The sequence below is a fragment of the Cellulosimicrobium sp. SH8 genome (assembly GCF_025818875.1).
Taxonomy (GTDB): Bacteria; Actinomycetota; Actinomycetes; order Actinomycetales; family Cellulomonadaceae; genus Cellulosimicrobium; species Cellulosimicrobium cellulans_D.
This window is the reverse complement of the sequence record NZ_JAMXMH010000003.1, coordinates 270,936-297,832: the sequence shown is the minus strand read 5'-3', so window position 1 is coordinate 297,832 and position 26,897 is coordinate 270,936. Positions and strand designations below refer to the sequence as shown.

At 74.1% G+C, this 26,897-nt stretch carries 20 protein-coding genes; 10 read left to right on the top strand and 10 right to left on the bottom strand.

Going from position 1 to position 26,897, the window contains the following annotated elements; genetic code table 11:
• Positions 1-99: 99 nt before the first annotated feature.
• From NF338_RS06255 to NF338_RS06240, 4 genes are all read right to left on the bottom strand, one after another.
• A complete protein-coding gene (locus NF338_RS06255; RefSeq protein ID WP_264029982.1) occupies positions 100-2,634 on the bottom strand; it encodes an ABC transporter permease in 2,535 nt (844 codons plus the stop codon).
• 23 nt (positions 2,635-2,657) lie between these two features.
• A complete protein-coding gene (locus NF338_RS06250) occupies positions 2,658-3,482 on the bottom strand; it encodes an ABC transporter ATP-binding protein (protein ID WP_264029981.1) in 825 nt (274 codons plus the stop codon).
• A 247-nt stretch (positions 3,483-3,729) separates the two neighbouring features.
• Positions 3,730-4,473, bottom strand: coding sequence for a response regulator (locus NF338_RS06245; RefSeq protein ID WP_264029980.1), 744 nt, complete (start codon positions 4,471-4,473; stop codon positions 3,730-3,732).
• Positions 4,470-6,038, bottom strand: coding sequence for a sensor histidine kinase (locus tag NF338_RS06240; protein ID WP_264029979.1), 1,569 nt, complete (start codon positions 6,036-6,038; stop codon positions 4,470-4,472). The genes NF338_RS06245 and NF338_RS06240 overlap by 4 nt, the downstream gene beginning before the upstream one ends.
• Before the next feature lie 105 nt (positions 6,039-6,143).
• Here NF338_RS06240 and NF338_RS06235 point away from each other — a divergent pair, with 105 nt between their 5' ends.
• Together NF338_RS06235 and NF338_RS06230 are read left to right on the top strand one after the other, a co-directional pair.
• Positions 6,144-6,827, top strand: coding sequence for a response regulator transcription factor (locus NF338_RS06235; RefSeq protein ID WP_031316534.1), 684 nt, complete (start codon positions 6,144-6,146; stop codon positions 6,825-6,827).
• A 43-nt stretch (positions 6,828-6,870) separates the two neighbouring features.
• Complete coding sequence (locus NF338_RS06230) at positions 6,871-8,202, top strand: ATP-binding protein (protein ID WP_087469611.1); 1,332 nt, start codon at positions 6,871-6,873, stop codon at positions 8,200-8,202.
• 27 nt (positions 8,203-8,229) lie between these two features.
• Here NF338_RS06230 and NF338_RS06225 read toward each other — a convergent pair whose 3' ends face one another.
• Positions 8,230-8,751 carry a GtrA family protein gene (locus NF338_RS06225; protein ID WP_264029978.1) on the bottom strand — a complete coding sequence of 174 codons (522 nt, stop codon included), beginning with the start codon at positions 8,749-8,751 and terminating at the stop codon, positions 8,230-8,232.
• Positions 8,752-8,888: 137 nt separating this feature from the next.
• On the opposite strand from NF338_RS06225, the gene NF338_RS06220 reads away from it, so the two are divergent.
• From NF338_RS06220 to NF338_RS06205, 4 genes are all read left to right on the top strand, one after another.
• Positions 8,889-10,142 (top strand): 5-(carboxyamino)imidazole ribonucleotide synthase, encoded by a 1,254-nt coding sequence (locus tag NF338_RS06220; RefSeq protein ID WP_264029977.1) that lies wholly within the window; start codon positions 8,889-8,891, stop codon positions 10,140-10,142.
• Entirely contained in the window at positions 10,139-10,678 is a 540-nt protein-coding gene (gene purE / locus NF338_RS06215) for a 5-(carboxyamino)imidazole ribonucleotide mutase (protein ID WP_264029976.1), read from the top strand. Before NF338_RS06220 ends, purE begins: the two co-directional genes overlap by 4 nt.
• A gap of 129 nt (positions 10,679-10,807) precedes the next feature.
• Entirely contained in the window at positions 10,808-12,934 is a 2,127-nt protein-coding gene (locus NF338_RS06210; RefSeq protein WP_264029975.1) for an acyltransferase family protein, read from the top strand.
• On the top strand, positions 12,934-15,087 hold the full coding sequence (locus NF338_RS06205) for an acyltransferase family protein (protein ID WP_264029974.1): 2,154 nt from the start codon (positions 12,934-12,936) through the stop codon (positions 15,085-15,087). The genes NF338_RS06210 and NF338_RS06205 overlap by 1 nt, the downstream gene beginning before the upstream one ends.
• Before the next feature lie 6 nt (positions 15,088-15,093).
• On the opposite strand, the gene NF338_RS06200 is transcribed toward NF338_RS06205, so the two are convergent.
• The 4 genes from NF338_RS06200 to NF338_RS06185 form a co-directional block, all read right to left on the bottom strand.
• Positions 15,094-16,008, bottom strand: a complete 915-nt coding sequence (locus NF338_RS06200; RefSeq protein WP_264029973.1) for an LCP family protein — start codon at positions 16,006-16,008, stop codon at positions 15,094-15,096.
• 541 nt (positions 16,009-16,549) lie between these two features.
• Entirely contained in the window at positions 16,550-17,758 is a 1,209-nt protein-coding gene (locus NF338_RS06195; protein ID WP_264029972.1) for an LCP family protein, read from the bottom strand.
• Positions 17,759-17,937: 179 nt separating this feature from the next.
• Complete coding sequence (locus NF338_RS06190; protein WP_087469604.1) at positions 17,938-18,342, bottom strand: DUF2304 domain-containing protein; 405 nt, start codon at positions 18,340-18,342, stop codon at positions 17,938-17,940.
• Positions 18,343-18,355: 13 nt separating this feature from the next.
• Entirely contained in the window at positions 18,356-19,078 is a 723-nt protein-coding gene (locus NF338_RS06185; RefSeq protein WP_087472484.1) for a glycosyltransferase family 2 protein, read from the bottom strand.
• Between the two features lie 138 nt (positions 19,079-19,216).
• Here NF338_RS06185 and NF338_RS06180 point away from each other — a divergent pair, with 138 nt between their 5' ends.
• From NF338_RS06180 to NF338_RS06165, 4 genes are all read left to right on the top strand, one after another.
• Complete coding sequence (locus NF338_RS06180) at positions 19,217-19,813, top strand: acyltransferase (RefSeq protein ID WP_264029971.1); 597 nt, start codon at positions 19,217-19,219, stop codon at positions 19,811-19,813.
• Complete coding sequence (locus NF338_RS06175) at positions 19,810-20,910, top strand: DegT/DnrJ/EryC1/StrS family aminotransferase (protein ID WP_264029970.1); 1,101 nt, start codon at positions 19,810-19,812, stop codon at positions 20,908-20,910. Before NF338_RS06180 ends, NF338_RS06175 begins: the two co-directional genes overlap by 4 nt.
• The gene (locus tag NF338_RS06170; protein ID WP_264029969.1) at positions 20,910-21,896 is read left to right on the top strand and encodes a Gfo/Idh/MocA family protein; all 987 of its coding nucleotides are present in this window, start codon (positions 20,910-20,912) and stop codon (positions 21,894-21,896) included. Before NF338_RS06175 ends, NF338_RS06170 begins: the two co-directional genes overlap by 1 nt.
• Before the next feature lie 156 nt (positions 21,897-22,052).
• On the top strand, positions 22,053-24,809 hold the full coding sequence (locus NF338_RS06165) for an FG-GAP-like repeat-containing protein (RefSeq protein ID WP_264029968.1): 2,757 nt from the start codon (positions 22,053-22,055) through the stop codon (positions 24,807-24,809).
• A 7-nt stretch (positions 24,810-24,816) separates the two neighbouring features.
• Here the strand turns inward: NF338_RS06165 and NF338_RS06160 are convergent, their stop codons facing one another.
• Positions 24,817-26,814 (bottom strand): SpoIID/LytB domain-containing protein, encoded by a 1,998-nt coding sequence (locus NF338_RS06160; protein WP_264029967.1) that lies wholly within the window; start codon positions 26,812-26,814, stop codon positions 24,817-24,819.
• Positions 26,815-26,897 lie beyond the last annotated feature (83 nt).

The following is a 26,897-nucleotide window of genomic DNA, read 5'->3' as shown; positions in this document are numbered from 1 at the left end:
GGACGGCGCTGCCTCCCCGCCGGGGAACGAGCGCGCCCCTGTGGACGGGGGTCCGTCCACAGGGGCGCGCGTCGACCGCCAGGCCCGGCGAGCCGCGGCTCAGTCCACGGCGAGCGCCGCGACGGGTGACGTGCGGGCGGCCGTCCGGCCGGGCACGACGGACGCGACGAGCCCCGCCACGAGCGCCACGACGAGCACGAGCGCGACGTCCCGCCACGGCACCGCGAGCGACACGTCGCCCATGACGCTCAGCGCCGTCGCGGCACCGGCCCAGCCGTACAGGACGCCCAGCACGATGCCGAGGACCGCGCCCACGCCCGCGATGAGCATGCCCTCGAGCGCGAGCATCCACCGCAGCTGGGCGCGGCTCAGGCCGATCGCGCGGAGCGTCGCCGACTCGCGGCGCCGCTCGATGACCGAGAGCGACAGGGTGTTCGCCACGCCGATGAGCGCGATGACGACGGCGACGGCGAGCAGGCCCACGATGACCCCGAGGATCGTGTCGATGACGCTCTGCATGGCCGCACGCTCGACGGCGATGCCGGCCACCTCCACGGGCGTGTCCGACTCGACGATCGCGTCCTGGATCGCCGGCACGACCTGCGTCGCGTCGCCGGTGTCGTCGAGACCGACCCACAGCCGGGACACGAGGGCGTCCGGGGCCAGGGTCCTCGCGTCGTCCGCGTCGAGGAGCCAGCCGTCCCCGATGGCCCCGACGTGGGCCGTCACGTCGAGGGTCGCCCCGTCCGGCCCGGTGAGCTCCAGCGTGTCGCCCTCGGCGACGTCCCAGGCCTTCGCGTCGGCCTCGGGGACCATGACCGTGCCCGGGGCGAACGCCGCGAGCACGTCGGGCGAGCGCACGACGGCGCGCGCCTGGTCCGGGTCCACCCCGTGCATCGTCATCTCGGCGCCGTCGAGCAGCGTGACCGTCGCCGCGGAGAGCTCGACGACGCGCGAGACGCCCTCGGTCCCCGAGACGGCGCGCACCACGTCGCTCGGCACCGCGTCCTCGGTCGACCCGTAGGCGTCGGTCGCGACGAGGACGTCGACCGGGTACTGGTCGTCGAGCGCCGCGTCGAGCGACGTGCGGGCGCTCGCGGCGCCGGTCGACATCATCGCGACGAGCGTGACGCCGATGAGCAGCGCGGTGCTGGTCGCCGTGGTGCGGCGCGGGTTGCGCAGCGTGTTCGCGGTGGCGAGCCGCGCCGTCGACCCGGTGCCGGCGAGCAGCCGGCCCACGAACGACACGACGCCCGGCAGCCAGTACACGGCGCCGACGAGGACGCCGACGAACGACAGGGCGCCGCCCGCGACCCCGGCGAGGAGGCCGGCCTCGGGGCTGCCGGTGCTGCCGAGCCAGATCCCGCCGCCGAGGACGGCGAGGCCCCCGAGGGTGAGCAGGGTCGCGATCACGAGGCGCACGCGGCCTCCGCCGCGCGCGAGGCTCGGCGCGTCGGCGGGGCGCAGCGCCTCGAGCGGCGCGACGCGCGTGGCGGCGCGCGCCGGGGCGAACGACGCGACGAGTGTCACGAGGGTGCCGACGAGCAGCGGGACGAGGACGACCGCGGGCGTCACCGTGATGGTCGCCGGGATCGGCACGCCCAGGTCCGCCCCGCGGGCCACGAGGAGCGCGACCTGCGTGAGCAGGCAGCCGAGCAGGATGCCGCCCACGGAGGACAGGACGCCGAGGATCGTCGCCTCGGACAGGACCGACCGGGCGAGCTGCGACCGGTTCGCGCCGACGGCGCGCAGGAGGGCCAGCGTGCGCGTGCGCTGCGCGACGAGCACCTGGAACGTGTTCGCGATGACGAGCGCCGCGACGAGCAGGGCCACGGCCGCGAAGCCGAGGATGACGTACGTGAAGACGTCCTGGCCGCCGGTCATCTTCTGGGCCTGCGCCTGGGCGTGCTCGTCGGGCGTCACGGCCTCGGCCTCGTCCGGCGAGGCGGCGACGAGACCCGCGCGCGCCGTCTCGAGGTCGGTGCCCGGCGCGAGGCCGACCATCGCCGCCGAGTACAGGCGCTCCGCGTCGTCGGGGCTCGCCTGCGCGGCCTCCCACGCGGCCACGTCCTCCGCCGTCACGACGACGGCCCCGCCCATCTGGGCGTACGCGCCGTAGGGGTCGTCGGTCGTCCCGACGACGGTCAGCTCGTCGCGGACCTCCTCGTACGCGCCGCCGTCGGGCGCGGACGCGTCCCACACGTTGCGCGAGCTCGCGACGGTGTCGCCGATGCCGACGCCCAGGCGCTCGGCCACGGCGGTCGGCAGCGAGACCTGTCCGGACGCCGTCGGCATCGACCCCTCCACGACCTCGAGCGCCTCGAAGCGCGGGTCGGAGGGGGCGGGGACGCCGAGCTGGAACACGCGCTTCGCGCCGTGCGACAGGTCGAGGTAGGTGAACTGGACCGCGTCCACCGCGTCGACGCCCGCGACCGAGCGCAGGGCGTCCACGTCGGACGCCGTGAGGTCGCTCGGCGCGGAGACGACGAGGTCCGCGTCCGCGAACTGCGCGGCGATCGAGTCGTTCGTGGTCTGGGTGATGACGTTGCCCGCGATCAGGGTCGCCGTGACGAACGCCGTCCCGATGACGATCGCGACGCCGGCCGCGACGAGGCGGCCGATGCTGCGGCGCATCTGCGCCAGGGTGAGGCGGAGCATCAGGCGCGCACCGCCTGCGACGCGGTCGGGGCGGAGCCGTCGGCGCCCGGCGCCTCGAGCGTGCGCAGCGCGTCGAGCCCCGCGAGCACCGACTCGGGCGTCGGGTCGGTGATGTCGCCCGCGATCCGCCCGTCGGCGATGAGCACGACGCGGTCCGCGTAGGCGGCGGCCGTCGGGTCGTGCGTGACCATGATGATCGTGCGCCCGAGCTCGCGGACGGACCGGCGCAGGAAGCTCAGCACCTCCGCGCCCGAGCGCGAGTCGAGGTTGCCCGTCGGCTCGTCGGCGAAGACGACCTCCGGCCCGGCGATGAGGGCGCGCGCGATGGCGACGCGCTGCTGCTGCCCGCCGGAGAGCTCGCTCGGGCGGTGGCTCAGCCGGGCCTCGAGGCCGAGCGTGCGCACGAGCGTGCCGAACCACTCGCGGTCGACCTTGCCGTTCGCGAGCTCGACGGGCAGCGTGATGTTCTGCTCCGCCGTGAACATGGGCAGCAGGTTGAACGACTGGAACACGAAGCCCACCCGGTCGCGGCGCAGCTGCGTGAGCGCGTTGTCGTTCAGGCCGGTGACCTCGGTGTCGCCGATGAAGGCGTGGCCGCTCGTCGCGGTGTCGAGCCCCGCGAGCAGGTGCATGAGCGTCGACTTGCCCGAGCCCGACGGGCCCATGATGGCCGTGAAGTGGCCGCGCTCGAAGTCCACGTCCACGCCGTCGAGCGCGTGCACCGCCGCCTCGCCCGTGCCGTAGGTCTTGCGCAGCGAGCGGGCCCGGACCGCGGGCGGGCCGGCGGGGGCGGGGTCGGTGGGGCGGTACACGGTCGTGTCCACGGCATCTCCTGGGTACGTTCGAGGGTCGTCGTCGGGTCCGTCGCGCGCTCACGCCGACCAGGTCGGAGGCGTGCGCCGGGATCGTGGACGACGCTACGGACCGGCCCCGCCCGGCCGCGTCCGGCGAGGGTCGGGTCCTGCACGGGAGCCGGGTCATCCCGTGGTCGTACCCGCCGGGCGCCGAGGGCTGACACGACGGCGCCCCACGGGTCCGGGGACCGGTGGGGCGTCCTCCGCGGGCGGACGGTCAGGCGCCCGGGCGGACCAGCCCCGCCTCGTAGGCCGTGACGACGGCCTGCACGCGGTCGCGCGCGCCGAGCTTGGCGAGGATGCGCCCGACGTGCGTCTTGACCGTCGCCTCCGCGACGAACAGGTCGCCGGCGATCTCGGTGTTGGACCGGCCGCGCGCCATGAGCACGAGCACCTCGCGCTCGCGCTCGGTGAGGCCCTCGACGGCGGCGTGCGCGGGGGAGTCGTCGGTCTGCTCGGCGGGCAGGGCCGTCACCAGGTGCTCGAGCAGGCGCCGCGTGGACGACGGCGCGATGACGGCGTCGCCGCGGTGCACCGTGCGGATCGCGGCGAGCATCTCCTCGGGCGGGGCGTCCTTGAGCAGGAAGCCGCTCGCGCCGGAGCGGATGGCCTCGAGCACGTACTCGTCGAGGTCGAACGTGGTCAGCACGATGACCTTGGGAGCGTGTCCGCCGTCGGCCGCGGCGGCGGTGAGCCGGGCGGTCGTCTGGAGCCCGTCGAGGTGCGGCATGCGGACGTCCATGAGCACGACGTCGACCGGGTGGTCCGCGAGGAGGCGCAGCGCCTGCAGGCCGTCGCCCGCCTCGACCGCGACGGTGAGGTCCGGCTGCGAGTCGATGACCATGCGGAAGCCCGCGCGCACGAGCTGCTGGTCGTCGACGAGCGCGATGCGCACGGGCTCGAGGGGCGCGAGCGGGTCTGCGGCGTACGCCCCGTCGGGGACGGGGAAGGCGTCGGTCATGGTGTCCTGTCGGTCGGTCGGTCGGGCGCGGGCTGCGAGGAGCCGTGCGCGACCGGCGGTGGCGGTGGGGGCGGGGCCGTCGCGGCGGCCGGGCGGCCCGGACCCATCCTGCCCGACGGCGCGGGCGCGGGTGCGGGGGCCACCTGGCCCGGGGGCTGGGGGAAGGCGCCCGGCCCGGGGGCGGTGCCCGGCAGGGCGGGCACGGGGATGCGCAGGTGCACGCGGAAGCCGCCGCCGGCGCGGGGTCCCACCTGCACGGACCCGCCGAAGAGCGCGGCCCGCTCGCGCATGCCCAGCACGCCGTAGCCGCCGGGCCGGGCGTCCTGCCGCGCCGCGGCGGAGGCCGACGCGCCGCGCCCGTCGTCCTCGACCTCGAGGTCCAGGGTGGCCGCGCCCCAGCGCACGACGACGGTGACCTCCGGATCGGGTCCGGCGTGCTTGAGCACGTTGGTCAGGGCCTCCTGGCACACGCGGTAGACGGTGAGCCCGGCCCCGGGCGGGAGCGGGCGGGCCTGGCCGACGCGGACGAACGACACGCGCATGCCGCTGTCGCGCACCTGCGCGACGAGCGTCTCGAGGTCGGCCGTGTCCGGCTGGGGGGCGCGCTCGAGCGCCGCCGTCGCGCTGCTCGCGGACGCCGGGTGCCCGGGTGCGGCAGGCCCGTAGGGCGAGCCGGCGGGCGGCGTCCCGGCCGGGCCGCGTCCGGACGGCAGCGTGAGCGTCCCGGACGGCCCGACGACGGGGCCCGGCGGCACGACGACGCGCGGCGGCTCCGACCGGAGCACGCCGAGGAGCCGGCGCATGTCCGCCAGCGCGGTGCGGCCCGTCTCGGACACGGTCGCGAGCGCGCGCGTCGCGGCGTCGGGGTCGTGCGCGGCGGCGTACCGGCCGCCGTCGGCCTGGGCGATGACGATGGAGAGGGAGTGCGCGACGATGTCGTGCATCTCGCGCGCGATGCGGGCCCGCTCGGCGGCGGTCGCGATCTGCGCCTGCTGGTCGCGCTCGACCTCGAGGCGTTCCGCGCGGTCGACGAGCGCGGCGATCGTCTCGCGCCGGGAGCGGCGCACGAGGCCGAACGCCCAGACCGCGAGGAACGTCATGCCGCCGAACGCGGACGTGAAGAAGACCATGGTCGCGAGGTCGGTGAGCCGACCGGACAGCAGGCCGAGCGCCACCCCGAGGACGACCGCGCCCACGAGCGAGGACACGATGGCCGTCCGGTGCGCCCAGCGCGGCCCGTAGACCGTCACGGAGTAGAGCGCGACGAGCACCGCGAAGTCGGCCGGGAAGATCACGAGGTAGCCGGCCAGCAGGTGCACGAGCGCGACCGAGTACACCGTGATCGCCGACGCGAGCGGACGGGACCGGCGCCAGGGCAGCGGGGCGAGGAGCAGCAGCGCCCAGAACGCGGCCCAGCCGCCGCTCGTGCCGGTACCGCTCGCGCCCATCGACGTGAAGGCCGCGGACGCGGGCACGAACACGACCGCGAGGACGAGCGTGACGGTGAGGTCCACACCGAACCGGTGCTCGTCGGACCACTGCCCGAGCCGCTCGTACCATCCCATGCGTTCCAGCCTAGGCAGAGGGCGGCGACGAGGCGTCCGACCAGGGTCGCAGAGTTCACGAGACACGATGGGACCGAAGTCGTACGGATGCCCTAGCATGAGCGAATGACCCACGTACTGCTAGCGGAGGACGACCCGGCGATTGCCGAACCTTTGGCGCGCGCACTGACACGTGAGGGTTACAACGTCGTCGTCCAAGGAACTGGTCAAGGGGCGATCGACTCCGCGAGCGGTGCGGACATCGTGGTGCTCGATCTGGGCCTTCCGGACATGGACGGCCTCGACGTCGCGCGCGAGATCCGTCACAAGGGTCTCACCACCCCGGTGCTCGTGCTCACCGCCCGGGCCGACGAGGTGGACCTCGTCGTGGGTCTGGACGCCGGTGCCGACGACTACGTCACGAAGCCGTTCCGCCTCGCGGAGCTGCTCGCCCGGGTCCGGGCGCTCCTGCGTCGCTCGCACGGCGAGCAGGTGGACGAGGAGGAGCTCGCCGCGCAGGACGTGCGCATCGACGTCTCCGCGCACCGCGCCTTCCAGGGCGAGCGGGAGCTGCACCTGACCACCAAGGAGTTCGAGCTGCTGCGCGTGCTCGTCGCGAGCGCGGGCTCGGTCGTCGTGCGCGACGCCCTCATGCGCGACGTGTGGGGCTCCGAGCCGGTCGGCTCGACCAAGACGCTCGACATGCACGTGTCGTGGCTGCGCCGCAAGCTCGGCGACGACGCGAACGCGCCGCGCTACATCTCGACCGTCCGCGGTCTCGGCTTCCGCTTCGAGACCGGCGAGAGCTGACCGACCCCGACCGAGGGACGAGGACACGGGAGCGAGGAGCAGCGTGCGGCGTCGGATGCTGCAGGCGACGGTGGCGGCCGTGGCCGTCGCCGTCATCCTCCTCGGGTTCCCGCTGGCCTTCTACGGCGCGCGGTTCGTGCTCCAGGGGGAGGTAGACGACGTCACGTCGCGCGTCGAGCGCCTCTCGCGCTCGATCGACGCCCGCCTCGCCGCGGGGGACGAGATCCCGGACTACGTCATCACGGACGCGGTCCAGCCCCGTGCGAGCGACCCTCCGGCGCAGGTCTACGTCACCCTGCCCGACGGCACGGTGCTCACGGCCGGCGAGGAGATCACCGGCCGGGGGATCGAGCAGCCGCTGCACTCCGAGTCGGGAGCGCTCGTCACGCTCACCGTCTCCTACTGGGACGCGTACATCCAGGCCGCGCAGGTGGTGCTGCTCGTCGTGGCCGCGGCCATCGTCGCGTTCGCCGCGGGCATCGGGATGGCGGTGTGGCAGGCGAACCGCATCTCCGCGCCTCTGGTCTACCTCGCGGCGTCCGCCGAGCAGCTCGGCTCGGGACAGGTGCGCCCACGGCTCGAGCCGTCGGGGGTCGAGGAGATCGACCTCGTGGCCGCCGAGCTCGCGCGCAGCTCCGACCGGCTCGCCGGCCGGCTCGCGGCGGAACGCCAGTTCGCCGCGGACGCGTCGCACCAGCTCCGCACGCCCCTCACGGCGCTCAGCATGCGGCTCGAGGAGATCTCCATGGCGTCGGACGACCCTGCCGTGCAGGAGGAGGCCCGGATCTCGCTCGAGCAGGTCGAGCGCCTCGTCGGGGTCGTCGACGACCTCCTGGCCTCGTCGCGGCGCGCGCAGGGCGGGACGACGGAGGCCGTCAGCCTGCTCGACGTCGTCCACCAGCAGGAGGAGGAGTGGGTCCCGACGTTCGCGAAGGCGGGCCGGGAGCTCGTCGTCGACGTCCCCGCGGAGTACCAGGTGCTCGCGACGCCCGGGGCGCTCGCGCAGGTCCTGGCGACGCTCATCGAGAACTCGCTCAAGCACGGCGGCGGGACGACGACGGTCCGCGCGCGCCCGTCCGGCACGAGCGGCGCGATCGTCACGGAGGTGTCGGACGAGGGCGCGGGCGTGCCCGACGACCTCGCCCCCCGCATCTTCGAGCGCGAGGTGACCTCCGGGGCCGGGACGGGCCTCGGGCTCGCGCTCGCGCGCGACCTCGCGGCGTCCGACGGCGGCCGGCTCGAGCTCGCCCAGCGTCGGCCCGCGGTGTTCGCGCTCTTCCTCGCGGGCGTGCCGCGGCGCCTCGACCCGCGCGTCGTCCTGCCGACGGGGGTCGCGGTCTCCGCGCACGGCCGACGTCGTCGACGTCGCGGCTGACGCGGGTCTCGCCCCGGGCAGGACCGGTCAGCGCGTCTCGGACCCCTGGGGGGCGACGTCGTCCCGCGCCCGGTCGCCCGTGAACACGAGGCGACGGTAGGCGACGTAGCGGAACGCCGTGCCGAGCGCGAGCCCGACGACGTTCGCGGAGACGTTCTTGGCGAGCGGCGACGTAAGCCCGAGCGCGTACGTGGAGATCGCGAGGCAGCCGACCGCGATGAGCATGCCGCCCACGTTGACGACGACGAAGGCCGCGAGCTCGCGGCCGCGTGTCTGCGTCCGGCGCGTCGAGAACGTCCAGTAGCGGTTGCCGACCCACGCGACGAGCGTCGCGACCGCGACGGAAACGATCTTGGCGGTGAGCGGCTTGTGCCCGAGGACCTCGCCCGGTCCGAAGCTGAGCAGGTTGAACAGGCCGAGGTCGACGACGTAGGCGACCGCGCCGACGGACCCGAACTTCGCGAGCTCGCGCACCCGGGCGAGGACGCGCTCGCGGCGCGGCAGAGTCGCTGCGTCCGCCTCCGCCCGGCGGTCCAGGTCGCTCGTCACCCTCCGAGGCTACCGGGCGCTCCTGAGCGTCGCCCGGGTGCCGGCGCGGCCGCCGGGCACGGGCCCGACGGCCCCGACGAGTCCGGAGTCCGGTCCCCGCGCGGTCCCGCGGCACCGAGGCACTAGGGTGGGTCCACGTGGCAGCCCCAGTGATCGCCGTGGTCGGCGGAGGACAGCTCGCGCGCATGATGGCCCCCGCCGCCGGAGAGCTCGGGGTGCACCTGCGCGTGCTCGTCGAGGCCCCGGACTCGTCCGCGGCCCAGGTCGTGGTCGACGCGCCCGTGGGCGTCGCGTCCGACGAGGCCGCGATCCGCTCCCTCATCGCCCCCGCCGTCGGCGAGCCCGCGGCGGTCCTCACGTTCGAGCACGAGCACGTCCCGAACGCGCTGCTCACCGATCTCCTCGAGCACGGCACCCCCGTGCGCCCGGGCCCCGACGCGCTCGTGCACGCGCAGGACAAGATCGTCATGCGGCGTCGGCTGACCGAGCTCGGCGTGCCCTGCCCGCGCTGGGCCGCGCTCCCCACCGCGCCCGACGCCGCCCGCACGGCTCTCGCGGACTTCCTCGCCGAGGTCGGGGGCGAGGCCGTCGTGAAGACGGCGCGCGGCGGGTACGACGGCAAGGGCGTCCGGGTCGTCTCGGTCGCCGCGGGCGGCCCCGAGCAGGTCGCCGAGTGGATCGAGGCGGCCGCCGCAGGCGGCCCCGAGCTGCTCGTCGAGGAGAAGGTGCCGTTCACCCGCGAGCTCGCGGTGCTCGTCGCGCGGCGTCCGTCCGGCGGACCCGACGGACGCGGCGAGGTGCGGACCTGGCCCGTGGTCGAGTCGATCCAGCGCGACGGCGTGTGCGCGGAGGTGGTCGCGCCCGCGCCCGGGCTCACCGACGCCGAGGCGGAGCGCGCTCGCGACGCGGCGGTCCGGATCGCCGAGGGCCTCGGCGTCACCGGGGTGCTCGCGGTCGAGATGTTCGAGGTCGCGGGCGAGGACGGGCCGCGCGTGCTGGTCAACGAGCTCGCGATGCGCCCCCACAACTCCGGGCACTGGACCATCGACGGGGCGGTGACCAGCCAGTTCGAGCAGCACCTGCGCGCCGTGCTGGACCTGCCGCTCGGTGACACGACGGCCACGGCCCGCTGGACCGTCATGGCGAACGTGCTCGGCTCGACGCTCGGCGAGCTGACCGACGCGCTGCCCGCCGTCCTCGCCGCGTTCCCCGACGCGAGGGTCAACCTCTACGGCAAGGGCGTGCGCCCCGGGCGCAAGCTGGGCCACGTGAACGTGAGCGGCGACGACCTGGACGAGGTCCGGCGTCGGGCCCTGGCCGCAGCGGCGATCCTGCGGGGCGAGCGTCCCGCGAGCACCGACGAGGACCCCGAGAACGAGGAGCGAGCATGAGCGAGAACCCTGTCGTCGGCATCGTCATGGGGTCGGACTCCGACTGGCCCGTCATGGAGGCCGCGGCCGACGCGCTCGCCGAGTTCGACGTGCCCGTCGAGGTCGACGTCGTCTCCGCGCACCGCATGCCCGTCGAGATGATCGACTACGGCCGCACCGCCGCCGAGCGCGGCCTGCGCGTGATCGTCGCCGGCGCCGGGGGAGCAGCACACCTGCCGGGCATGCTCGCCGCCGTGACGCCGCTGCCGGTGATCGGCGTCCCCGTGCCGCTGCGCCACCTCGACGGCATGGACTCGCTCCTGTCGATCGTCCAGATGCCCGCGGGCGTCCCCGTCGCGACGGTCTCCGTCGGCGGGGCGCGCAACGCGGGCCTGCTCGCCGCGCGCATCCTCGCGGCGGGGACCGACGACGACGCCGCGCGCCTGCGGGACAGGATGGTCGCCTTCCAGGCGGACCTGGGCGACCAGGCGCGCGCGAAGGGTGCGCGCCTGCGCGCGTCGCGGTCCGGGGAGCAGCGCACGGGCTTCGGCGCCTGACCGGCGCGCCGCGGGTTTCTGCGGCGGGCGGTTGTCGGGTTAGCCTGCGGGCGCGTCTCGCGACGCAGGGGGCTGGACCGACGACGGTCCGTGGCGGGTCGGTCTGACACCCACCCGGAGCAGTTTCACGTGGCAGCACTGCAGGAGCCTGGCGCGCCGACGGCGCCGTCCGACGTGACCCCCGAGGCTGGTGCGACGGCGGCCGGTGCTGTCCGACGGCACGCACGCCCCCGGACCGCGGCCTCGCGCGAGGGCTACCGCTACGACCTCGACGGGCTCCGAGCCGTCGCGATCCTGCTGGTGGTCGTCTACCACGTCTGGCTCGGCCGGGTGTCGGGCGGCGTGGACGTGTTCCTCATGCTCTCGGCGTTCTTCCTCACCGGGTCGTTCGCGCGTCGTCTGAGCGCCGGGCGCGGGGTCGCCGTCGGGGCGTACTGGGCGCGCACGTTCAAGCGGCTCGTCCCCGTCTCGGCGGTGGTGCTCCTCGGTGTCCTCGGGACCGCGTACCTGCTCTACCCGCCGTCGTCGTGGCCGTCGGTCTGGACGCAGACCTGGGCGTCGCTGGGCTACGTGCAGAACTGGGAGCTCGCGCGCGAGGCCGTGGACTATTACGCCCGCGACGGCGCGGCCGCGAGCCCGCTGCAGCACTACTGGTCGCTCTCGGTCCAGGGTCAGGTCTTCGTCCTCTGGCCGCTCCTCCTGCTCCTGTCCGGACTCGTCGTCCGGCGCATGCGGGTCTCCGTCACCCCGGTGCTCCTGACGGTGTTCGGGGCCGTGTTCGTGGCGTCGTTGGCCTTCTCCGTCGTCGAGACGGCGTCGAACCAAGGGCTCGCCTACTTCGACACCCGGACGCGACTGTGGGAGTTCGCCCTCGGCTCCCTCGTGGCGGTGGTGCTGCCGTTCGTCCGGCTTCCCGCCCGGGCCGCCGTGGTCGTCGGCTGGGTGGGGCTCGCCCTGATCGTGACCTGCGGACTCGTGCTCGACGTCCAGGGCGGGTTCCCGGGATACTTCGCGCTGTGGCCCACCCTGGCGGCCGCAGCCGTCATCGTCGCCGGCACGTCCGCGCACCCGTGGGCCGTGGGCAACGCGCTCGCGCACCCGGTGCTGCGGTCGCTCGGTCGGGACGCGTACGCCCTCTACCTCGTGCACTGGCCCCTGCTCATCACGTGGCGGGTGGTCACCGGACGTCAGGTCCCGTCCTGGCACGAGGGTGCGGTGATCGTGGTCGTCTCCCTCGTCCTCGCCCGCATCCTCACCACGCTCGTCGAACGCCCCGTCCGGGACCTGGCGTGGGCGCGCACCGTCCCGTGGCGCGGTGCGGTCGCCGTGCTCGTCGCGGTCGTGGTCGTGGCCGTGCCCCTCGGCACCTGGCAGTCGGCCGAGCGGGCGCGGGCCGCCGAGGCGCTGGCGGGAGCCTCGGCCGACAACCCGGGGGCGCGCGTGCTCCTGCCGGGGTACCAGGACGCGTCGGACCCGACCGCACCTCCCGTCCCCGCGGCGACGGCGCTCGACGCCCAGTGGGTGTCGCTCGCCGAGCGGTGCTCGGGTCCGTTCGCGCCCGACGTCGCGGAGCTCGCGAAGCGGTGCGGGCAGCTCGTGCCCCCGGAACCTCAGGGACCGACGGTCGTGGTGGTGGGCGACTCGCACAGCGAACAGTTCATGGGGGCGCTGATCCCCGTCGCCGAGCGGGAGAGCTGGACCCTCGTGTCGGTCCTGTACGGGGGATGCTCCTTCGGCACCGCGGGCCACCCGTGCCAGGAGTGGAACGAGCAGGTGCTCGACTACGTCCTCGGGCTCGGTCCGGACGCGGTCTTCACCGTCACCACGGCCGCCGAGGTCGACGGCCCGGGCGAGTCCGTCGTCGTCGGCCTCCAGGAGGCCGTCGACACGCTCGCCGACGCGGGGGTCGCGCTCCTCGGGGTCCGGGACAACCCGCGGTTCTCGACGGACATGTTCGTCTGCGCCGAGCAGCACGGTCCCGACGCGGACGCGTGCCGCCTCGACCTCGCGTCCCGCTCCGCCGCACGGAACCCCGCAGAAGACCTCAGGGTGGGGGACGGGTCGGTGCTCGTCGACCTCTCCGCAGCCGTGTGCCCCGACGGGTGGTGCGTCCCGGTGGTGGGGAACGTGCACGTCTTCCTCGACGACAACCACCTCACGTGGGACTACGCGCGCTCGCTCGCCCCGTTCCTCGAGGACGAACTGTCGCCGTGGACCGACCGCGCGACGACGACCACGCGACAGGGAGAGCCGTGATGACCGGACCCGTCGGCACGGGCGCGCACGCCCACGGCCCGACCCGGCCGACGGCTCCACCCCGTCATGCGCGGCCGGGTGCGGCCGGCCGGTCGACGGGCGCAGCCGCGCCGTACCGGCACGACCTCGACGGCCTGCGGGCGCTCGCCGTCGTGCTCGTCGCCGTCTACCACGTGTGGGTCCACCGCGTCTCGGGCGGGGTGGACGTCTTCCTCATGCTCTCGGGATTCTTCGTCGCCGGGGGACTGCTCCGCTCGTTCGCCCGCGGGACGCCCGTGCGACTGCGGACGTACCTCCCGCGGCTCGCCCGCCGGCTCCTGCCCGCGCTCGTCCTGGTGCTCGCCGCGGTGCTCGTCGCGAGCGCGGTGCTCCTCCCGCGCACCCGGTGGACGGGGGTCTCGGGCGACGTGCTCGGGTCCCTGCTCTACGCCGAGAACTGGCGGCTGGCCGCCGCGGAGCAGGCGTACGGCGCGGCGGACGTAGGACAGAGCCCCTTGCAGCACGTCTGGTCCCTCTCCGTCCAGGGGCAGCTCTTCGTCGGGCTACCGATCCTTCTCCTCCTCGTCTGGTGGTCAGCCGGTCGCGCAGCGGTCGCGAGACGCCTGATGATCGTGCACGCGACCGTGCTGGCCGCGGCCGTCGCCTCGTTCGCCTATGCCGTGGTCGCGGTGCGCGCCGACCAGGCGACCGCCTACTACGACACGTTCGCCCGCGCGTGGGAGTACCTCGCGGGTGCTCTGCTCGCGCTCCTGGTCACGCGCGTGCGGCTGCCCGGTGCGTGGGGACTCGTCGCGGGCTGGGCCGGGCTCGCCCTCGTCGTCGCGAGCGGCGTCCTCGTGGACGGCGCAGCTCTCTTCCCCGGTCCCGCCACCCTCGTGCCCCTCGCGGGCGCCGCGCTCGTCGTCGTCGCGGGAGCGCCCGGCCCTCGCGGGATCGCCGTCGCAGACGCGTGGTCGGTCTCGCGCCTCCTCGCGCGGTCTCCGGTCGCCCGGGCCGGCGGGTACGCGTACGCCTTCTACCTGTGGCACTGGCCCGTGCTCGTGTTCACGATCGTCCTCCGCGACCGGCCTGTGGGCTGGCTCGCGGGCGTCGCCGTGCTCGGCCTCGCAGCCGTGCTGGCGGTTCTGACGAAGCACCTCGTCGAGGACGTGCTCCGTCGAGACCCCCGAGACCCCCGAGACGTCCGGGACGCCACGCCCGCGCGGCCTCCTCGGTGGGCGCTCCGTCCTCTCGTCGTCGCGGTCACCGCGACCGTGGCGATCGCCCCGCTCGTGTGGAACGCCCACGTCCTGTCGATCCAGCGCTCGTACCAGAGCACCGTGCAGGACGCCGACGTCGCCGCCTACCCCGGGGCGCTCTCCGTCCTCGAGCCGGGCGCGTACGCGGCGGCGACCGCCGACCCGGTACCAGCCGTGGAGACGGTGGCCGAGGACACGTCGCGGGTCGTCCCGGACGGCTGCATGACGGGGAACAGGGAGAGCGACGTCAAGCGCTGCTCGTACGGACCGGAGGACGCCACGACGGTCGTCGCGCTGGTCGGCGCGTCGCACAGCGAGCACTGGTTCGCCGCGCTCGAACCGATCGCCGAGCGTCGCGGCTTTCGCGTCGTCCCCGTCCTCAAGGCGGGATGCCTCTTCCTCGACCCCGAGGACAGCGTCGGCGACGGTGAGTGCGCGACCTGGCAGCGCGAGGCGATGGACTACGTCCTGTCGGTCGAACCTGACGTCGTCATCACGACCTCGACGCGTCCGACGATGTCGGACGGGTCTCGCGAGACGGTCCCGGACGAGTACGTCCGCGCCTGGGAGCGGCTCGCGCAGGACGACATCCCGGTCGTCGCCATCCGGGACAACCCGTGGTTGCCGTTCTGGATGCCCGAGTGCGCCGCCGTCCACGGCTCGGACTCGGACGAGTGCGCCGTGGCATGGGAGGACGTCCTGGACGACGTGGACCCTTCGCTCGACGCCGTGCAGGAGCTGTGGAACACGACGATCCTCGACTTCAACGACGTCCTCTGCCCGGACCGTGTTTGCCGGCCCGTCCAGGGCAACCGGTTCGTCTACCGCGACGACAACCATCTGACGGCGACTTACGCCGTGACGCTCAGCCCGGTCTTCGACGAGCGGTTCGGCGTCGCGACCGGGTGGTGGTGACGGCCGCTACTGCGGCAGACCGCCGACCTGGCCCGGGGCGAGGTTGCCGTCACGGATGTCGACCCAGAACTGACCCACGGTCTCGGGGTCCAGCTGCACGGTGGACCCGACGTTGCCGCCCGGCCGGTAGTCGGGGTTCGAGATCGGCGGCGTGCCCGTGATGCCCTCGGGGCCGTTGGCCTTGCGGAACGCGAGGGCGAGCTTGCCGAGGTCCACGATGCCGGTGCTCTGGTCGACGGTGAGCGCCCCGAGGCCCGAGTCCAGCAGCGAGACCTGGTCGCCCGGGCGGAACAGGATGCTCGGGTTCGCCGCCTTCGAGCTGATGGCGCCGATGACCTGGCGCTGGCGCTCGGCCCGCCCGATGTCGCCCTTCGGGTCGGAGTAGCGCATCCGCGAGAACGCGAGCGCGGTGCGGCCGTCGGCGACGTGGCACCCTGCGGTCCAGACGAGCTCGCTGCGCTCGTCGTTCACGTCGTAGTCGAGGCACAGCTCGACGCCGCCGACGGCGTCGACGATGCCCTCGACCCCGCCGAACCCGACCTCGACGTAGTGGTCGACGGTGAGGCCGGTGAGCTGCTCCACGGTCTGCACGAGCAGCGGCGGGCCGCCCCACGAGTAGGCCGAGTTGAGCTTGCTCGCGCCGTTGCCGGGGATCTCCGCGTACGTGTCGCGCGGCAGGCTGATGAGCGCGACCGGGCCGCTCGGCGGGGCGTGCAGGACCATGATCGTGTCCGTGCGCGCGCCCTCGGTGCCGTCCTCGCTGATGCCCTCGCCGCGCGCGTCGGAGCCCGCGAGGAGGTAGGTGCTCCCGGGCGTGCCGGGCGCACCGGAGAGGGCCTCGACGTGCTGGATCTTGCCGTTCGCCCAGATGAGCAGGCCGACCGGCCAGGCGAGGAGCGCGACGATCACGACGCAGGCCACGAGCCCGACGACGCGGCCCTTGCGGACGCGGAATCCGCCCCCGCCGGTTCGTGGGGTCCCCGTGCCCGACGGCGGTCGCCCACCCCCGCCACCGGGTCGGCCGGCGCTCGGCCGCGGCGCCGCGCCAGGACGGCTCCGCGTCGTCGTGGGCACGGCCTGCGCACCCGCGTGGGGCGACGACGAGACGCGCGGAGGTGCCGCCGTCGCCGCCTGACGAGGCTGGCGGGACGGAGCGACCGACGGCGGGAGGGCCGACGCCGACGAGGCCGCACGGGGCCGGGCGCTGCGCGCCGGAGGTGCTGGTGGGGGCGTGCCCTTGCGCGCCGGGGTCACGGGGATCTCGCGCGACGACTGGCGTTTGATGCGTGGCTCGAGGCGCACCGCGTCGTCGGGCACGGCGGGCCGGGGCCGCGCCTGGCCACGTCCGCTGTTGCCCACGGCGATCGCGTCGTCGACCGACGACGGCCGCGGGGCGCGACCGCCCTGGGGCGTGAAGCTCGGGGGGAGCGACCGGGGGTCGCGCGACGGGTCGGTCATGGCGTCACCCGCACTGGGCGGTCTCGTCGGCGGCGGAGAACGCCTCCTTGCCGGCTTCCTTCGTCTGCACCGGAGCCGGTTCCGGCGTGGCCTCGCCGGTCCCCACGGGGGTCTCTTCGGTGCCCGACGACGGAGCGGTGTCGTCCGTGGCGGCGTCGGAACCGACCGCGGGCCCTTCCGGCGACGGGGCGACGACGGGCTCGTCGGCCCGCACCTTCGCCCACAGCTCGTCGGCCTCCGGGGTCCAGACGACCGTCGCGTCGGGATTCTGCGGGTCTGCCGTGTTCGGGACGGTCATGAAGGTGATGTTGCCACTCGTCGCGCCCTTGAGGCTGAAGGCGAGCCCGGCGAGGCTCGGGATCGACGACAGGTTGGCACTCATGGTCAGCGACCTGGTGCCCGCGTCGACGAACCCGTAGATCTGGCCGAGGTCCGAGAGCACGTTCTTCGAGAGCACCTGGTTCACCGTCGCGGCGAGGAGCTGCTGCTGGCGGCCGATACGGCTGAGGTCCGACCCGTCGCCCACGCCGTAGCGGGCCCGCGCGAACCCGAGCGCCTGGGCGCCGTCGAGCGTCTGCATCCCCGCGTCGAGCCGAAGGTCCGCCTTGGGCGAGTCGATCGCCTCAGGGATGCACAGGGGGACGCCCCCGATCGCCGTGACCATGTTCTGGAAACCCGCGAAGTCGACCACGACGAAGCCGTCGACGAACACGTCGGTCAGGCTCTCGACGGTCTGGGTCGTGCACGCCGCGGCCGAGTCGACGTCGCCGCCGACGGTCGCGCCGTTCGCGAACGCGGCGTTGAAGCGCGTGTTCGCCGGCGCGGTCGTCCTGCCGTTCGTCGTCTGGCACGCCGGGACGTCGACGCGCGAGTCACGGGGGATCGAGATCATCTCCACGCGCGTCCGGTCGGCCGACACGTGCACGAGGATCGTGGTGTCCGAGCGCATCCCCTCGACGCCCGCGACCTCGTGGCCGTTCTCGCCGCCGCGCTCGTCGGACCCCATCACGAGGATGTTGAGCGGCTTCCCGGCGTTGGGGTCGCTCGGGTCCGGGGCGGGCTGCTCAGGTCGGTCCGTGAGGAGCTCGAGCCCGTCCGAGGGAGCGATGTTCCCTTGGATGTTCGTCACCGCTGCGGCTCCGCCGACCGCGCCGAACGCGAGCACTGCCGTGGCGACGAGCCCGACGGTTCGGGCAACCCCGTGGGTCCTCATCGCCCGCGCGTGCGCCGGACCGCGCGACGGCTTGTCGGCCGCCGCATCGCGGGTCTGGGCACGGGAACGGGCTGTCACGGGAGTCGAGCATAGGCGCGCCGTGCGACCTGGCCGCGCGGGCTACGGGCTCGCGGGGTGGAGGAGTTGTGCAGGCGCGGACGGGTACGAGGACCGATCGGTCAGCCGGCGGGCGGCGCGTCCGGCCGGCCGCCCTGTCCGTCGCGCTGCTCGAGCTCGTCGACCGATGCGTCGACCCGGCTGAGCCGTGCCTCCGCGAGGCTCAGCTCGCGCGTCAGCAGCGTGATCTTGCGGGCGAGAGCATTCGCGCGTCGGTGGCTCGTGGCGATGTAGCTCACGAACGCGATGACGAGGGCGTAGAGGAGGAGGTCGGTCCCGCGTCCCACGTCGAGCAGGTTGGCCAGGCGGGTGAGCCATTCGGGGAACAGGACGGAGAGCCCGGCGACCACGACGAACCCGACGAGCAGCAGGCGGCGGATCGCCTGGTGCCGCGCGTCGACCGTGGAGCGGGTGAGCAGGACCGTGACCACGGCGATGGCGACGACGAGGACGATCTGGATGAGCATGTGCGGCTCCCGTCTACTTGAACACGAGGTCGACCAGGATGTTCACGGAGTTCCACAGCGACTGCCCCTTGGCCCGCGAGTAGTCCGTGTAGAGGACGTGCACCGGGTACTCGCGCCAGGGGAGACCTGTGCGTCCGAGCTGGAGCACGATCTCGCTCGCGTGCGCCATGCGGTCCTGGCGCAGCTCGACCTGGCGCGCCGCGTCGACCCGGATGACCCGCAGCCCGTTGTGGGCGTCGGTGAGCCGTAGGCCGGTGCTCCGGTTCGTGAACCAGACCGCGGTGCGCAGGACGACGCGCTTGAGGAGCCCGGGCCGGGTACGGGCGTCGAGGAAGCGGGACCCGAAGACGATCGCGACGTCCTCGCGCCGAGCCAGGTCGACCATGGCGGCGGCGTCCTCCACCTGGTGCTGGCCGTCTGCGTCGAACGTGACGAGGTACCGGACTCCCGGGAGGTCGCGGGCGTACTCGATCCCGGTCTGCAGGGCGGCGCCCTGGCCGAGGTTCACGGCGTGCCGCAGGACCGTGGCGCCGGCCTCGGCGGCGCGTCGGACGGAGTCGTCCGAGCTCCCGTCGTCGACGCAGACGACGTGGGGGAACGTGGCGAGCGCGTTCTCGACCACGCCGGCCACCACCGCGCCCTCGTTGTACAGGGGGACGACGAGGCAGGCGTCGTCGACGGGTCCGACGGCCGCGGCGCGCGGGCGACCACGCGTCGCCGCGTCCGGTTCGTGCATGGTGTCCATTGTTGCAGCCCGCCGACGGGACTCGGGACCTTCGGCGCTCGAAGCCGGGTTCCGTGGCCAGGTAACCTTGCCGACGCGACGCCCGCGCCCGACGCGGGACCGTCCACCTCAGACACCGAAGGAGCCTGCATGGGAGTCCGCATCGCCCCCAGCGCCGATGTCGCGGACGGCGCGTCGATCGGTGACGGGAGCCAGATCTGGCACCTCGCCCAGGTGCGCGAGGGGGTGTCGATGGGGGAGTCGTGCGTCGTCGGACGAGGCGCCTACATCGGGACCGGAGTGCAGATGGGCAAGAACTGCAAGGTGCAGAACTACGCGCTCGTGTACGAACCGGCCTCGCTCGCCGACGGGGTGTTCATCGGCCCGGCCGTCGTGCTCACCAACGACACCTACCCCCGCGCCGTGAACCCTGACGGGTCGCTCAAGAGCGCGGACGACTGGCACGCGGTCGGGGTGACGATCGGCGAGGGCGCCGCGATCGGTGCCCGGGCAGTGTGCGTCGCTCCGGTGACGATCGGCGCGTGGGCCACGGTGGCCGCGGGCGCGGTCGTGACGAGGGACGTCCCCGACCACGCGATCGTCGTCGGGGTCCCTGCGCGGCGCGTCGGGTGGGTGGGACGTGCAGGAGAGCCGTTGCAGCACGACGGTGAGCACTGGGTGTGCCCGGTGACGGGCGCGCGCTACGAAGAGCACGACGAGACCATCAGAGAGGTTGCGGCCGAATGAGCCAGACACTGATCCCCGCGGCGAAGCCGATCGTCGGGGACGACGAGCGCGCGGCCGTGGACCGCGTCCTGCGCAGCGGGATGATCGCGCAGGGCCCCGAGGTCGCCGCGTTCGAGCAGGAGTTCGCCGAGGTGCTCGTCGGCGGGCGCACGTGCGTCGCGGTGAACTCCGGGACCTCGGGGCTGCACCTCGGCCTCCTCGCCGCGGGCGTCGGTCCCGGCGACGAGGTGATCGTCCCGTCCTTCACGTTCGCGGCGACCGCCAACTCGGTCGCGCTGACCGGTGCGACGCCGGTCTTCGCCGACATCGAGCCGGACCAGTTCTGCCTCGCTCCCGACGCGGTGCGGGACGCGATCACGGAGCGCACCAAGGCGATCATGCCGGTGCACCTCTACGGGCACCCGGCAGACATGACGGCGCTGGGCGCCCTGGCGGACGAGCACGGTCTGCTCCTGTTCGAGGACGCCGCGCAGGCGCACGGGGCGACCCTGGACGGACGACCGGTGGGCTCGTTCGGCGCGTTCGCCATGTTCAGCCTCTACCCGACGAAGAACATGACGTCGGGCGAGGGCGGCATGGTCTCGTGCGCGACCGACGAGATCGCGCGCAACGTCCGCCTGCTGCGCAACCAGGGCATGGAGCGCCAGTACGCCAACGAGGTCGTCGGCTTCAACGCCCGCATGACGGACGTCCACGCGGCGATCGGCCGCGTGCAGCTCACCAAGGTCCAGGGCTGGACGGCGGACCGCCAGCGCAACGCGGCCTTCCTGTCCGAGAACCTCGAGGGGGTCGTCACCCCGCCGGTCGCGGACGGGGCGGTGCACGTCTACCACCAGTACACGATCCGCGTCGCCGACGACCGTGACCGTGTGGTGACGGCTCTCCGCGAGGAGCACGGCGTGGGTTCCGGGGTCTACTACCCGATCCCGAACCACCGCCTCGAGAGCCTGAAGCACTTCGCGCCCGGCCTCGACCTGCCCGAGACCGAGATCGCGGCGCAGCAGGTGATCTCCCTCCCGGTGCACCCGTCGCTCACGCAGGGCGACCTCGAGCGCATCGTCACCGCGGTCAACACCGTCGTGAAGGCAGGTGCGTGATGGCAGACCTGCGTGCGGGCCTGATCGGGCTCGGAGCGATGGGACGGCACCATGCCCGGGTGCTCCGCGAGATCGACGGCGTCGACCTCGTCGCCGTCGCTGACCCCGGCGGAGACCCGTACGGCGTGGCGGGGGACCTCCCGGTGCTGCCCGACGTCGGCGGACTGATCGACGCCGGCATCGAGATGGCCGTCGTCGCCGTCCCGACCGTGTACCACGAGGAGATCGCGCTGGCCCTCGCCGCCGCGGGCGTCCACACCCTCGTGGAGAAGCCCATCGCGGCCACGAGCGAGGCCGGTCGCAAGGTCGCCGAGGCGTTCGCCGCGGCCGGGCTCGTCGGCGCGGTCGGGCACATCGAGCGGTTCAACCCGGCGCTCCAGGAGCTGCGTCGCCGCATGGAGGCGGGCGAGCTCGGGGAGGTCTACCAGATCGCGACCCGACGGCAGGGGCCGTTCCCGGCGCGCATCGCCGACGTCGGCGTGGTGAAGGATCTCGGCACGCACGACATCGACCTCACGGCCTGGGTCGCCCAGAGCTCCTACCGTGCGGTCGCCGCGCAGACCACGCACCGCAGCGGGCGCCCGCACGAGGACATGGTCACCGCGACAGGTCGTCTGGAGAACGGCGTCGTGACCAACCACGTCGTCAACTGGCTCTCCCCGATGAAGGAGCGCGTCACGATCGTCACGGGCGAGCGGGGCGCGTTCGTCGCCGACACGGGCACGGCCGACCTCACCTTCTACGCCAACGGCGTCATCCCGACCGAGTGGGAGGCCGTCTCGGCGTTCCGCGGCGTGTCCGAGGGCGACATCACGCGCTATGCGTTCGCGAAGCGCGAGCCCCTGCGGGTCGAGCACGAGGCGTTCCGGGACGCCGTCCGGGGGATCCGCCACGACGTCGTGACGATGGAGGAGGGTCTGCGCACCCTCGAGGTGGCCGAGGCCGTCCTGGAGTCGGCGTCGTCGGGGCGGACCGTCACGCTCTGAGCCGGAGCCCGGCGGCCCCGTGGTGGGGTCGCCGGGCCGACTCCCGACTCTCCCGGCGATCGTCCTGCGAGAACGTGCCCGCCTTGTGATACTGGCCGGGTTCGTCGGGGCGCGAGCAAGCCCTGGGTGATCTCTGCGACGACCGGGGTGAGCACGATGACCAAGAGGTGGACGACCGTCCTGACGGTGCTGGCGGTGACCGCGACGTCGGCGGTGACGGGCAGCACCACCGCAGGGGCAGCCAGCCCCGCGCCACGGGCCGCGACCTCGGTGGCGCCGCACGTCGCACCTGCCCCGGTGGCCGTGCCCGCACCGGTCGCCCCCGAGATCGACGAGACACCGCTCGAACCCGTCGACGCGTCCGGAGAGGCCCCCACGACGCCGGTGCCGTCGGAAGCGGGCGCTGCCGAGGGGCCCGGTGAGCAGGTGCTCCCCGAGGTCCCGGCCGACGACACGACGAGCCCGGAGGGGACCTGGTCCGCGACCAGCCCGGCGACCGGTGCGACGACCGTCGTCGGCGTCACCTGGGACCTCGGGTCGGCAGGGGACGACGTCGTCGTCGAGGTGCGTTCACGTACCGGGACCGTCTGGACCGGGTGGACCGACGTCCACGCGGAGGATGCCGAGCAGACCGGAGGCTCCGGGGAGCAGCGCGACGGTACCGAGCCGCTGTTCGTCGGGGACGTCGACGAGGTCGAGGCGCGGGTCCTGCCCGGCCAGGGGGCCGCCCCGGTCGACCCGGTCCTGGTGGTCGTCGATCCGGGAGCGGACGCGGGAGGAAGCGGCGGCGGCGCGGGCGGGCTCGGACGGTCGACGACCTCCGCGCTCGCGACGCCTGCCGCCGCACCGGCAGCCGCTCTGCCCACCGCCACGACCCGTCCGGCGATCTACTCGCGCGCCCAGTGGGGTGCCGACGAGCGGCTGATGACGTGGACGCCCCAGACCGGCAACGTCGTCGGCGCGGTCGTGCACCACACGGCCGGGTCGAACGACTACACCGCGGACCAGGTCCCGGCACTCATCCGGGGCATCTACGCGTACCACGCGCAGTCCCGCGGGTGGGGCGACATCGGGTACAACTTCCTCGTCGACAAGTACGGGCGCATCTGGGAAGGGCGCGCCGGAGGGATCGACCGGGGGATCGTCGGTGCGCACGCGTCCGGGGTCAACTCCCAGCGCTTCGGTGTCTCCGTGATGGGGAACTTCGACGCCGCGCAGGTCTCCTGGGCCGCCGTCGACGCCGTCTCGGCCGTCATCGCGTGGAAGCTCGACATCCACGGGGTGCGAGGCACCGCGGGAAGCATCGTGGTGGGGCACCGCGACGTCGGCCAGACGTCGTGCCCCGGGGCCTCTCTGTACGCGGCGCTCCCGCAGGTCCGCGCGCTGGCAGCGTCCCGCCAGGGACCTGTGACGGATCGCTCGCTGCGGCGCGACGTCGGGCTCGACGGGTACCCCGACCTGGTGGCGCGGACGTCCGGCTCGATCTCGTTGCTCACCGCGCCCGACGCCGGGTGGGGAGCCACCCGCACGGTGGGATCGGGCTGGCCCGGGGAGCGGGTGATCGCCCCGGGGGACTGGAACGGCGACGGCAACCCTGACCTCATGCTCATCGACCCCGCCACCGGCTACCTGTGGCTGTACCCGGGGACGGCCTCCGGCGGGTGGGCCGGCAAGCAGCGGATCGGCACGGGCTGGGGCGTGGCGAACCTGATCGTGGGCGGACAGGACTGGGACGGAGACGATCGCAACGACCTGATCATGCGACGCCACGACGGGTCCCTGTGGCTCTACCCGGGCGACGGCCGCGGTGGGTTCGGGACCGCGAGGAAGATCGGGGCCGGCTGGAACGGCATGAGCACGATCGCCATGGTGGGCGACCTGCGCGACGGTCGGCCCGCGCTCGTCGCGCGTGCCGGGGGCGACCTCTACACCTACGTGGGCGACGGCCGTGGGGGCTTCTCGGGCACGCGGACCTTCGTCGGCCCGGGCTGGGACGTGATGTCGACGATCGTCGGCGCGGGCGACCTCAACGACGACGGTCTGCCCGACGTCGTCGCACGCGACACCCAAGGTCGCCTGTGGCGCTACGTGGGTGACGGCGGTGGCGGACTCGTCGGCCGCTCGCTCATCGGGACCGGGTGGGGCGGCTTCAGCGTGGTCCATCCGGCGGGACGGTCGGGTCGTGGCGAGGACTTCTTCGCGGTGCGACGTGACGGCACCCTGCTGCGGTACGACTACCGAGGGGGCGCCGCGTTCTCCCGGGTGGCCGGGACGGGCGTCTCGGGGTCCGGTGTCGTCGAGGCGATCGCCCCCGGTGACTGGAACGGGGACGGCCGGCCCGACCTCATGACGCGCCGTTCGAACGGCGACCTCTACCTCCACGTCGGGACGAGTACCGGCAGCTTCAACGCGGCGGGATCCCGCGTCGGGACGGGATGGGGCGTGATGACCCAGGTGGTCGGTGCGGGGGACTGGCTGGGCACGGGCGTGCCCGGGCTGATCGCGCTCCAGCGCGGGACCGGCCAGATCTGGCTCTACCCGGGCGACGGTCGAGGCGGGTTCGGCACCCCGCTCGTCATCGCCCGGGGTGCGCAGTTCATCGACCGCATCGTCAACGCCGGTCACTGGCGCGGCGCTGCGACGCCCGACCTCATCGCCCGCGACGCGGGCACCGGTCGGCTCCTGCTCTATCCGGGGAACGGTGGCGCCCTGCTCGGGTCGTCGACGGTCGTCGGGACGGGGTGGCAGGGGATGTCGAACGTCGTCGGTGCGGGCGACGTCGATGGCGACGGACGGCCCGACCTCGTCGCGTCCCGCGCGGGCTCCCTGGTGCTCTACCCGGGGAACGGGTCGGGCGGCTTCCGAGCGGCACGGACCCTGACGAGCGCGCCGTCCGGCGCGAACGTCTCGTAGGTCCCGCCTACAGGGTCCGGGTGATCCCGCCCCACCCGGTGCCGACCTGGACACGGCCGGCGAACCGTGATCCCGTCCACGGGTACAGCCAGTACCGGCCGGACGAGTCCGCCGCGAGCAGGTCCGGCACGCCGTCGCGACCGAAGTCGTTCACCAGGGTCAGCAACCGCATGCCCCGCCAGCCGGAGCCGATCTGCACAGGGGTGAACCCTCCCGCACCGTCGCCCCGGTAGAGCAGGAGGCGCCCGCCCGTGTCGACAGCGAGGAGGTCCGACCAGCCGTCGCCGTTCCAGTCGCCGCCGCCACCGACCCACGTCATGGCGTTCCACCCGCTGCCGACGAGCACGGCGTCGCCCAGGGTGCCGTTCCCCAGGCCCGGGTACAGCCAGAGCCGTCCCGACGTGTCGACCGCGAGGAGGTCGGCCGACCCGTCGCGTCCTACGTCGCCCGGGGCGACGAGGAAGCGCATGGCGCCCCAGCCGCGACCGGCCTGGACGCGGGTGCCGAGCGTCCCGGACGCCGTCGTCGGGTAGCGCCACAGTCGCCCGGCCGAGTCGACGGCGAGGACGTCGTCGCGACCGTCGCGGTCGAGGTCGTTGGCCCGGACCGCGAGCAGCATCGTCTGCCAGTCGTGACCCGCCGGGCGGCTGCCGACGAACCGCCCGTCGCCGTCCCCGAGGTACGCCGTGAGACGGCCGTCGGCCCACTGGCCGAGGACGTCCACGCGCCCGTCGTTGGTGGAGTCGCTGTCGAGCCGGCTCGTGCCGGTGAGCTTCCACCAGTCGGAGCGCAGACCGAAGGCGCTGCGGAACTGCGCGCCCGTGAGCGCGACGGAGCCTGCCGATCCGGTGACGACGACCCGGACCACGCGCCCGCCCCACTCGCCGTCGCCGGTCCGCGACGTGACGTCGATGCTGCGCGGCGAGCCAATCTGCGGGTACCGCGCGCCGACGTCCGAGGCCCGGAGCGAGACGCTCCACGCGTGCACGGGGTTGCCCTGCGCGTCCCAGGGGTCCGGTCGGGACGGGAGGTAGGGGAAGGACCCTGCCGCGCTCCAGCCGCCGTTCGACGAGCCGAACTGGGTGAAGGCGAGACTGCCGCCGTGGTGGCGCACCTGCCCCGAGGTCGCGGCGACGGCGGCGTCGGTCGAGGCCGCCTCGTGGTGGCGCGTCTCGACCCCCGCGGACGTGAAGCTCTTGTGCCCGGGGTAGACCTGGCAGGCGGTGGTGTCGCAGGTCTGCCAGGAGCCCGACCGGTGCGCGCGGTCGTACGACGCGTAGGTGCGCGCGGCGACGGCCTGCGCCCGCAGCGCGTCCGCCGGCCAGCTCGACGGCGACTCCGCCGGCACGACGGAGCGCAGGTAGTCCTCGAGGCCCACCACGTTCACGGTCTGCTGCCCGGGGCTCGTCCCGGAGGGGACGGCCCGGACGGTGCCGCGGTAGTCCGTCTGCGTACCGTCGGGCCTGATCAGCCGGATGAACCCCGACGGCGCGGCGATGCTCAGGAAGCCGGGGGAGGCGCCTTGCGACCACTGCCGCCAGGACCCGCCGACGAGCCCGTGCAGCACGAACCCGCCGGGGCCGCGCACGATGCGCCACTGCTGCGGCGTCGCGCCGCCGAAGCTGATCGGGGTGCCGGTCGAGGCCGCGTCGCTCGCCGTCATGCCCGGGACCGCGAGGATGCGGACGTCGTTGTCGGTGTCGCCGCTGATGAGGACGCTGATCGTGCTCGCTGCCTGGGTGACCCGTGTCGTGCCGGGGTAGTACGCGTCGAGGATCTGCTGGTAACCCACCCCCTGCGCAGCGGCCGCCCGTGCCCCCCACTGCGACATCCCGCGGCCGTGACCGAAGCCTCGCCCCGCGACCGTGACGGTCGTGCCGGTGCCGAGGACCACCCGTTCCTGGGTGAGCGTGTCCGCGTGCGCGGCGACGGACTGCGCGACGAACGACGTCCCGACCAGGACGGCCGCCAGCAACGACGCCGTCATCCTCTTCCGTGCGCCCATGGGTGACCTCCGTAGCCCTCGGTCCGATCCACGGTAGGTCGGGTGACGGGAGGGCGCCCGGCGGGCAGGTACCCTGGGGCGTC

Bases quoted from the DNA above. Each gene is read 5' to 3' on its own strand.
- NF338_RS06255 (WP_264029982.1), bottom strand. From the start codon at position 2,634: ATGCGCCGCAGCATCGGCCGCCTCGTCGCGGCCGGCGTCGCGATCGTC.
- NF338_RS06245 (WP_264029980.1), bottom strand. From the start codon at position 4,473: ATGACCGACGCCTTCCCCGTCCCCGACGGGGCGTACGCCGCAGACCCG.
- NF338_RS06240 (WP_264029979.1), bottom strand. From the start codon at position 6,038: ATGGGATGGTACGAGCGGCTCGGGCAGTGGTCCGACGAGCACCGGTTC.
- NF338_RS06235 (WP_031316534.1), top strand. From the start codon at position 6,144: ATGACCCACGTACTGCTAGCGGAGGACGACCCGGCGATTGCCGAACCT.
- purE (WP_264029976.1), top strand. From the start codon at position 10,139: ATGAGCGAGAACCCTGTCGTCGGCATCGTCATGGGGTCGGACTCCGAC.
- NF338_RS06205 (WP_264029974.1), top strand. From the start codon at position 12,934: ATGACCGGACCCGTCGGCACGGGCGCGCACGCCCACGGCCCGACCCGG.
- NF338_RS06195 (WP_264029972.1), bottom strand. From the start codon at position 17,758: ATGAGGACCCACGGGGTTGCCCGAACCGTCGGGCTCGTCGCCACGGCA.
- NF338_RS06190 (WP_087469604.1), bottom strand. From the start codon at position 18,342: ATGCTCATCCAGATCGTCCTCGTCGTCGCCATCGCCGTGGTCACGGTC.
- NF338_RS06185 (WP_087472484.1), bottom strand. From the start codon at position 19,078: ATGCACGAACCGGACGCGGCGACGCGTGGTCGCCCGCGCGCCGCGGCC.
- NF338_RS06180 (WP_264029971.1), top strand. From the start codon at position 19,217: ATGGGAGTCCGCATCGCCCCCAGCGCCGATGTCGCGGACGGCGCGTCG.
- NF338_RS06175 (WP_264029970.1), top strand. From the start codon at position 19,810: ATGAGCCAGACACTGATCCCCGCGGCGAAGCCGATCGTCGGGGACGAC.
- NF338_RS06170 (WP_264029969.1), top strand. From the start codon at position 20,910: ATGGCAGACCTGCGTGCGGGCCTGATCGGGCTCGGAGCGATGGGACGG.
- NF338_RS06165 (WP_264029968.1), top strand. From the start codon at position 22,053: ATGACCAAGAGGTGGACGACCGTCCTGACGGTGCTGGCGGTGACCGCG.
- NF338_RS06160 (WP_264029967.1), bottom strand. From the start codon at position 26,814: ATGGGCGCACGGAAGAGGATGACGGCGTCGTTGCTGGCGGCCGTCCTG.